The sequence below is a fragment of the Paraburkholderia azotifigens genome, assembly GCF_007995085.1.
GTDB classification, from domain to species: domain Bacteria; phylum Pseudomonadota; class Gammaproteobacteria; order Burkholderiales; family Burkholderiaceae; genus Paraburkholderia; species Paraburkholderia azotifigens.
This window is the reverse complement of the sequence record NZ_VOQS01000003.1, coordinates 3,212,599-3,220,671: the sequence shown is the minus strand read 5'-3', so window position 1 is coordinate 3,220,671 and position 8,073 is coordinate 3,212,599. Positions and strand designations below refer to the sequence as shown.

Sequence of the window (8,073 nt, the reverse complement as noted above, 5' to 3'; positions counted from 1 at the left end):
GGGCGCTGGCACGCGCGCGTGCGGCTGCTGAAGTTCGCGCAGACGCGTCATAACGAATCGCTGGCGCAGTTCGTGGCCGCGGAATTCATCGGCTCGGGCGCCTACGACCGGCATCTGCACCGCTTGCGCGAGAAGCTGCGCGTGCAGCGCGAGGCGAGTGCGGACGCCATCGGCCGTTATTTCCCACTGGCACACGGCTGAATCTGCCGCCGGCGGGTTGCTGCTGTGGGTCGCGCTGCCGGACGGCAAATCGTCGGATGCGCTGTTCGAAGCAGCCTTGCCGCACGCATCCGCATTGCGCCGGGCTCGATCTTCTCGAATTCGGAGCGGTTTCGCTCGTTCATCCGCCTCAGCTGCCCCGCGCCGTTCGATGAGCGGATGGACGCCGCGTTTCGTCAACTCGGCCGTCTGGCTGCCGACCTCGGCTGAACATGACGCGCCTCGCATGAGCGGGGCGCGTCGCTTCATCCGTCACCGCGTTGTCACGATGCGCGTCTACTTTCGAAACGAATCCCATACAAAACTTTCAGCGAGCGGTCTCGCATCGGATCAGAGCCAGGCTCCAACCGCGCCGCTCCGTCCGGCAAAAGGAGGTGAATCATGAAACTCGCATGGCTCGCGGGCAGGCCTGATCGGGCGCGCTGTCGTTTTCCTCGCGCACGCAGCCGACGTCACGGGCGCAGGCAGCACTTCGCCGCGCCGGATCTACACGAAATGGGCCGATGCCTATCAGAAGACGGGCGGCGGCCGCATCAATTACCAGGGCATCGGCTCGTCGGGCGGCATCAAGCAGGTGCTGGCGAAGACCGTCGACTTCGCCGGTTCCGACGCGCCGCTGAAAGACGACGAACTCGCGAAAGACGGCCTGTTCCAGTTTCCGACCGTGGTCGGCGGCGTGGTGCCCGTGGTCAATCTGCCCGGCATGAAGCCAGGGTCGCTGGTGCTGTCGGGCCCCGTGCTCGGCGATATCTACCTGGGCAAGATCAAGAAGTGGAACGACCCGGCCATCGCCGCGCTCAATTCGGGCACGAAGCTGCCCGACACCGACATCGCCGTCGTGCGCCGCGCCGACGGCTCCGGCACGAGCTTCATCTGGACGCACTATCTCGCGCAGGTGAACCCAGACTGGAAGAGCAAGGTGGGCGAAGGCACGACCGTCAACTGGCCGACGGGCACGGGCGGCAAGGGCAATGACGGCGTCGCGGCGTTCGTGCAGCGGCTGCCGGGCGCGATCGGTTATGTGGAGTGGGCGTACGCGAAGCAGAACAAGATGACCTACACGTCGCTGAAGAACTCGGCGGGCGCCGTCGTCGAGCCGAAGACGGAGAGCTTCAAGGCGGCAGCAGCGGGCGCCGAATGGTCGAAGTCGTTCTATCAGATCCTCACCGACGAGCCGGGCAAGGATGCGTGGCCCGTCGTCGGCGCGACATTCGTGCTGGTGCATTCGGCGCAGGACAAGCCGGACCGCGCCAAGGAAACCCTCAAGTTTTTCGACTGGGCGTTCAGGAACGGCAACCAGACGGCGCAGGAACTCGACTACATCACGCTGCCGGATGCCGTCGTGTCGGAGATTCGCACGCAATGGAAGGCGAAGGTCAAGGACGCATCGGGCAAGCCGATCGCCGATTGATCGGATCAAACGATACAAAAACGGGCCGGCGCGCAATCACGCCGGCCGTCATTGAACAGTAACGGGGCATCGCGATAATGCGAATCCTGGCCTGAGAGCAATCGGAACGGGCGTGAAGCGCGGCGTCGGCTAGCTGCGGCGAAGCGCTACCGCCAGCCATTCCGTTTGAAGCCAGAGACGTACCAATGACCATTCCCATGCTGACCACACACCGAGGCTATCGCCTGCAAGCCAGCGCTGCTGTTGGCGACGACGGTATGCACGCAGCCGACCTGACCATCGAAAAGCCGGGTCTGCCGCCTCGCATCTTCAATGCACTCGACTTCTTCTACGACGGCGAACAGGCGCTCAAGTACGCGACTGCCTGGGGCCGCATCTGGGTCGACATGAAGGGCTGACCCGCGGCGTGGCCCGGAGCACCTCGCGCCCGACGCGGCTCGCCGAAGAAGCGTCGGCCGCCGCGCAGTCGATGGCGGAACAGGCGCGCGCGCTGCGCGAAGCCGTCGCCGTGTTCACGACGCCCGACGCAGACGCTTGGCACGCGCGATAAATTCATACGATTAGCAGCGCGAAGCACCCCAAAATTGCCGAGTGTATGCCTGCGCACACTGTCAATTTTGCGACGCTCGACCCATGCGTTTATGCCCTATAAGATGGCGCGTGACGCAACACGTCTATTTGCTGGCCGATTTTGCATCGGGCCGGCGGTCCGATTCGTATGACGAACGAGGTGCAGGCCCTACCTGCACGATGGACGCCTCGCCGCCGTCGCGTACCGCGCCGCCACGCGCCTGATTCCTTCGAACACAGACGGCTTGCCGGGAAGGGCTGCCCGGCGCATGAGAGGGACGTGGCATGTTGAACAAGTTGATCGACATCGCGAGACACATTCGACGCAGCGAGCGCTTCAAACATTCGATCAGCACACCGGGCCGCATCACGCTGCACGCGCAGCAACGTCTGAATCGCGGCTACTTCGCGATCGAGATTCGCGCGCATTCGGGTTTCTTCTCGGTCATGCAGATGGTGCTGTTCATCCTGATGTACTGCGACGAGAAATGCCTCACGCCGCTCATCTCCGCACGCGGCGGCATTTACGGCGATTCCGAAGGCCAGGTCGACTGGTTCGGTGAATACTTCGATACCGTCGGTGTGCCGGCGTCGCCGGCATCGAACCGGCGGCTTCGGACGTCGGTCGTGCACGATCTGGGCGGACTCGGATTTCGCCGCCGCTACGAACCGAAGCTCGAACTGCGCCACGCGAGCGCACTGTTCCGCGCGCATTATCAGCCGACCGCGCCCATGCGCGCGGAAGTCGAGACGATTCGCAGGCGCCTCGGCATCGGCGCGGCGACGCTCGGCGTGCATTTTCGCGGCACCGACAAGAAGCTCGAAGCGCACACCATCGGTTGGGAAGACTTCTGCCGGCTGATCGAGCGCACGCTCGCCGAAGAACGGCAACTGACGAACATCTTCGTGTCGAGCGACGAACAGGCCTTCCTCGACTACTTCGTCAAGCGGGACTTCCCGGTGCCCGTCAGCGTCGCGCCCGCCAGGCTGCTCGCGACGGGCGGCACACCCGTGCATTTCAGCGGACATCCGGGGCTCGCGATCGGCCGCGAGGCGCTCGTTGCGAGTTTGCTGCTGGCGAGCTGCGGATATCTGCTGAAGACGCCGTCGTACCTGTCGGCATGGTCGAAAATCTTCAATCCTTCGCTGCCCGTCAAACTGGCCGTGCCGCCGCGCGAAGGCGCGTTCTGGTTTCCGGACAGCCAGATCTGGACCGAGCAGCAACTGCGTCGTCACGATGCAGTCGAACCGGGCGTGCGGGTGCCCGACCAGAAAACCGCCTGAACTTCGCGGCGCACGCCGCTCGCTGAACCGCACGGCCGGGCGCGTTATGCGGCCTGGCCCACAACGGCGCTTAAAAGCTGGCCTTTGGCTGCGTACGCAACCGGCCGGCGCGCTCGCGCTCGCGTAGAATCATCACAAAATACCAGCACGGCAATCGGGGAAGGGCGTGAAGATTCACAGTCATTACGACAATCTGAAGGTCTCGCGGGATGCTCCTCAAGAGGTGATCCGCGCGGCCTACAAGACCTTGAGTCAGAAATATCATCCTGACCGGCGGATCGACGATCCCGATGCCGAGCGGGTGATGAAGATCATCAACGCGTCCTATGCGGTGCTAAGCGATCCCGTGCAGCGCAAGGAGCACGACGAGTGGCTCGCGCGCAAGGAACGTGAAGCGGCGGCAGCGGCTGCACCGCCTCCGCCGCTGCGTTCCGCAGCGTCGTCACAGCCAAAGAGTCAGCAAAAAGGTCAGCAAAAGGGTCAGCAAACTGCGCGGCAGACCAGCTGGCAGGCGGCCGCGCAGACGAAGCGCGAGTCCGCGCCGCGCCCGCAGCCCCGTTCGAGCGCGTGGACCTCGCAGGCGCGCGTCGATCCGCGTGCCGCGCAGACCAGGCCGCGCGCGGCAGCGGGCTTTTCACTGCGCAGGATTTCGCTGCGCAGCTGGATCGCGATCGGCGTCTGCGCATTCTTCGGTTATGTCGCGATTTCGGAGTCGATGACGCCGTGGCCGTTCACGCGCAACACGTCCACGTCGTATGGATCGCCGTATGGCTCGCCCTATGCCCGCGATCACGCGGATGCTGACGGCAAGCGGCGCGCGCTGGCGGCGATGTCGTCGGCACAGGCGGCGACCTCACCGTGGACCAACGACGTCTCCGTCGCCAGCAGCGATGCTTCGTCTGCCCGGCCGACCTTCGCAAGGCCGGCGCTCGGGCCGAACGGACTGCCCTGGCCGTCGACGGCGTCGTATCTCGACGGCATGCCTGTCGGCGCGGACGGCGGCCATTCGTCCGTCACGATCGACAATACGTCGAACCGTTTCGACGTGTTCGCGAAGCTCGTCTTCAACGCGTCGGTGTTCGACCAGCCGGTGCGGCACTTCTTCATTCCGGCGGGCAAGAGCTTCACGCTGGCGGGCGTGGCGCCGGGCAGCTACGACGTCCGCTATCAGAACCTCGACGACGGCGGCCTGTACAAGTCACAGAATTTCGCCGTTACCGAACAGGACAGCGGCAACGGCGTCGACGCGACGAACGTCAGCATCACGCTGTACGCGGTGCCGGGCGCCGTGCAGCCGACGACGATCGGCCGCGGCGACTTCTAGTCACGCCCGTCATCGGCGGCCGCACCGCGTTTCACTGCAGTGTTTCGCCGCCTCGCACCACCACGCTCTGCTTGCCGTCGATGCTGACGGGCACGTCGCCGTGCACCGTCGCGCGCCGCACGACGCGATGCGCGTCGCCGTAGTCGTTGATCGCGTAATGCTGGGTCGCGCGGTTGTCCCAGATCGCCACGTCGCCTTGCGTCCAGTTCCAGCGCACCGTGTTTTCGAGCCGCGTGACGTGGTCATGGAAGACCTGCAGCAGATGCGCCGATTCGCTCGCCGGGAGACCCTTCAGACGCTGCACGAAATGACCGAGCACGAGCGAGCGCTCGCCCGTTTCGGGATGCACGCGCACGACGGGATGCTCCGTTTCGTAGACCGTCGACGTGAACACTTCGCGATAGCGCTTCAGCTGCTCGCCGTCGGCATTCGCGTGCGACGACGCGTAGTCGTACGCATTCGTGTGCAGCGCCCACAGCGTGTCGGCCAGCCGGCGCAGGGGCTCGGGCAGATGCTCGTACGCGGCAGCCGTGTTGGCCCACACCGTGTCGCCGCCATAGGGCGGAATCACGACCGCGCGCAGGATCGAAATCTTCGGATACGCGTCGACGAAGGTGACGTCCGTATGCCACGAGTTCGCCCGCGCGCCGTGCTGCGAGTCGAGTTCGAGCAGATGCCGGCTGCCGTCGACGGACGGCACGGTCGGATGTGCGACAGTCTCGCCGAAGCGCCGCGCAAAGGCTTCCTGGCCGGCGTCGTCGAGATGCTGCTGGCCGCGGAAGAACAGCACCTTGTGCCTGAGGAGCGCGGCGTGGATGGCATCGAAGGTCTGTGCATCGATCGCGCCGGACAGCTTGATGCCCCGGATCTCGGCGCCGATGCGCCCGGCTACGCGGCGCACGTCGAGCGTTTCGGGCGCCGCATGCGCGGCGATGGCGCCCGCGTTCGACGAGGCAAGGGCCGTTTGCGTATTCGACATCTGACGTCTCCATGTATAGGGGAGCGTTCATTCAAGCAGCCCGCCCGCACAAAGGGAACTGACGATTCATGCGAACGTGTCCACGCAGACTGCGCTATCGATAGTGCGATTCGTGCTATGGACGATGCATGGCGGGCCTGACGGGCGCGCGCATGCGACAGCGCTTTCCCGTCCCGGCAATCGAGCCTTCGACGGGAAAGCGCATGGTTTGAAAAGCGCGCCGACGCATTACTGTGGCGCCATCTCCGCGAGCTTGAGACGCTCGCGCGTACGCGGGCTTTCGTAGATGGTGCGCGCTCCCGGCATGTACCACGCCGAGTGCAGCATCCGGATGAACATCGCTTCGGCGTCGGCGATGTGGCCGTCGGCCTGCGCGCCTTCCTCGCACAGCGCGATGATCTCGCGGCGCAGACGCCAGTCCTTGATGTCCTGCGCGAGACCAAAGATCACGGCAGGGTCGAGGCGGCACGTGTCGCCCCAGTTCAGATAGGCGGTTGTCGTCAGGTCTTCGCACATCTGCTGCATGACCGCGAGGAATTGCGCGCGGCTGATGTTCAGACGCTCTTCCATGCCGTAACGGTCCAGCGCTTCCAGTTCGTCGATACCCACGTGTCCGTCCGACAGCAGGCAGGCGGCCACGAGGCGGGCTGCCGCCTCGGGACTGTCGCTTCGATAGTGACGCATTGCAGATCTCCTTTCCTTTGCTTCGATTCGATCGATGACGTTCGACGGCGTGTGTTATGCAATCCAGTCGCGCGGCATGACGCTCGAGTGCACGTGGAACGGATAGTCGGCGTCGTCGGTCATGCGCATGCGGCGTTCGAGCTCGGCAAGATCCGGCGACGACGCGAGCCAGGCTTCGCGTTCGCTTTCGCGTGAGTGGGTGAGCAGCGTGCCGAAACGGCGTGCGATTTCGCTAAACATGGTGTTCTCCTTCAGTAGTGCCATGAGAGATGAGCTCGCCGGTCAACCGTGTTTGCGGGTCGGCGCGGCGGCGTGCTTGCGATGCGCGGGCTGGGTTTCAAGTGCCTTGAGTCGCCTGAGATCGGGACGCTGCATCGACGGAATGCATCGTAGGCGGGCTGAATTAGCGGGAAATGAGAGCGATGCGAGGCGCTGTTCTTCGTGCGATGACCCGCTGTATCAAGACGTGATGCAACGCGTGGGACGCGCTAATTCTTCGCTCACTCTCGACGCACAGAATGCGAATCAACCGATGCGTCAATGACACGGCATCGGATGTCAAGGAGAACAACATGAAAGGGATTCGCCACGTTGCCGTCGCCGCTGTGCCCGGCTTAGGGCTCGTGAGCGCCGCGCAGGCGCATGTGTTCGTCGGCGTCGGCATCGCGCCGGTCGTCGCACCCGTGGTGCCCGTGGTTCCGATGGCGCCTGTCGTGCCCGTGTATGCGCCACCGCCGCCTGTGGTGTACGCGCCGCCTCCGCCCGTCTATGCGCCACCCGTCGTGGTCGGCTACTGGGGCCGTCCGCATTGGGGCTATCGCGGCTACTACGGCTATTGGCGCTGAGCGGCACGACATGCGCCACGCCCTGGATTCACCACGAACATCGTCGACAGGAGCACACATCATGCACTCGAAACACATCGCTACGATCGCCGCCGCAGCCTGCGTGCTGTCTTTCGTTTGCGGATGCGCGGTCGCTCACGAGGGTTATTTCCTGAGCCGCCATCCCATCATCGCCGCGGCCGATTTCGACTCGCAGCAGGCAATCGAACAGATGCGTGCCGCGCAGCGCGCCAACAGCGACGACATGGGCGGCCATGCGGGACGCGCGATCCAGTTGCTGCAGGACGCGCGCCAGGAAATGCAGGCCGCTGCCGGAGCAGCGCATTGATGTACAGCAGGAGCGCGCCGAAACGGCCGCTAATTCATGGCTAATTGTCGGGCTCTACGATGTGCTTCATCGCAAGGCTCACCTGATGAACTTCTGGAGGGAAACATCATGAAAACGCTGATTCAAACCGCTGCCGTCGCTATGGCACTCGCATTGCCCGTCGCTGCGTTCGCGCAATCGAATGCACCCGTCACGCGTGCCGATGTGCAGGCGCAACTCGAGCAACTTGAAAGCGCGGGCTACAACCCGGCGGCCGACAAGGTGCATTATCCGGCGGGCATCGAAGCCGCCCAGGCGCGCATCGATGCGCAGCACACGGACGGATACGGCGGCGTCGCGGACGGCTCGTCGCAAGCGGGCGCGGGTTTTCATCCGCAATACGACGTCGGGATGAAGTCGATCTATGTCGGACATTGAGGGCTTGCGGAA

Annotated in this window: 11 protein-coding genes and 1 pseudogene; 9 read left to right on the top strand and 3 right to left on the bottom strand. The window is 64.5% G+C overall.

Going from position 1 to position 8,073, the window contains the following annotated elements:
* From FRZ40_RS31705 to FRZ40_RS31685, 6 genes and pseudogenes are all read left to right on the top strand, one after another.
* Window positions 1–429, top strand: a pseudogene (locus tag FRZ40_RS31705) (PLP-dependent aminotransferase family protein); the annotation flags it as partial.
* Window positions 430–628: 199 nt separating this feature from the next.
* Entirely contained in the window at window positions 629–1,630 is a 1,002-nt protein-coding gene (gene pstS, locus FRZ40_RS31700; protein ID WP_147236719.1) for a phosphate ABC transporter substrate-binding protein PstS, read from the top strand.
* Between the two features lie 197 nt (window positions 1,631–1,827).
* Window positions 1,828–2,028, top strand: a complete 201-nt coding sequence (locus FRZ40_RS31695) for a hypothetical protein (RefSeq protein ID WP_420873867.1) — start codon at window positions 1,828–1,830, stop codon at window positions 2,026–2,028.
* An 8-nt stretch (window positions 2,029–2,036) separates the two neighbouring features.
* Entirely contained in the window at window positions 2,037–2,180 is a 144-nt protein-coding gene (locus FRZ40_RS44185; protein ID WP_158647014.1) for a hypothetical protein, read from the top strand.
* Between the two features lie 305 nt (window positions 2,181–2,485).
* Entirely contained in the window at window positions 2,486–3,484 is a 999-nt protein-coding gene (locus FRZ40_RS31690) for an O-fucosyltransferase family protein (protein WP_147234938.1), read from the top strand.
* Between the two features lie 166 nt (window positions 3,485–3,650).
* On the top strand, window positions 3,651–4,808 hold the full coding sequence (locus FRZ40_RS31685; protein WP_147234937.1) for a J domain-containing protein: 1,158 nt from the start codon (window positions 3,651–3,653) through the stop codon (window positions 4,806–4,808).
* Window positions 4,809–4,839: 31 nt separating this feature from the next.
* On the opposite strand, the gene FRZ40_RS31680 is transcribed toward FRZ40_RS31685, so the two are convergent.
* The 3 genes from FRZ40_RS31680 to FRZ40_RS31670 form a co-directional block, all read right to left on the bottom strand.
* Window positions 4,840–5,787, bottom strand: coding sequence for a TauD/TfdA dioxygenase family protein (locus FRZ40_RS31680; protein ID WP_147234936.1), 948 nt, complete (start codon window positions 5,785–5,787; stop codon window positions 4,840–4,842).
* Between the two features lie 228 nt (window positions 5,788–6,015).
* Window positions 6,016–6,471, bottom strand: coding sequence for a tellurite resistance TerB family protein (locus tag FRZ40_RS31675; RefSeq protein ID WP_028364831.1), 456 nt, complete (start codon window positions 6,469–6,471; stop codon window positions 6,016–6,018).
* Between the two features lie 54 nt (window positions 6,472–6,525).
* Window positions 6,526–6,711: a DUF3563 family protein gene (locus FRZ40_RS31670; RefSeq protein WP_028364830.1), complete on the bottom strand. Its 186-nt coding sequence runs from the start codon at window positions 6,709–6,711 to the stop codon at window positions 6,526–6,528.
* A gap of 332 nt (window positions 6,712–7,043) precedes the next feature.
* On the opposite strand from FRZ40_RS31670, the gene FRZ40_RS31665 reads away from it, so the two are divergent.
* The 3 genes from FRZ40_RS31665 to FRZ40_RS31655 all read left to right on the top strand — a co-directional run bounded on the left by FRZ40_RS31665 (window position 7,044) and on the right by FRZ40_RS31655 (window position 8,061).
* The gene (locus tag FRZ40_RS31665) at window positions 7,044–7,316 is read left to right on the top strand and encodes a hypothetical protein (protein WP_147234935.1); all 273 of its coding nucleotides are present in this window, start codon (window positions 7,044–7,046) and stop codon (window positions 7,314–7,316) included.
* A 61-nt stretch (window positions 7,317–7,377) separates the two neighbouring features.
* Window positions 7,378–7,644: a hypothetical protein gene (locus FRZ40_RS31660; protein ID WP_147234934.1), complete on the top strand. Its 267-nt coding sequence runs from the start codon at window positions 7,378–7,380 to the stop codon at window positions 7,642–7,644.
* Between the two features lie 108 nt (window positions 7,645–7,752).
* Window positions 7,753–8,061, top strand: coding sequence for a DUF4148 domain-containing protein (locus FRZ40_RS31655; protein ID WP_028364828.1), 309 nt, complete (start codon window positions 7,753–7,755; stop codon window positions 8,059–8,061).
* The last annotated feature ends 12 nt before the right edge of the window (window positions 8,062–8,073 follow it).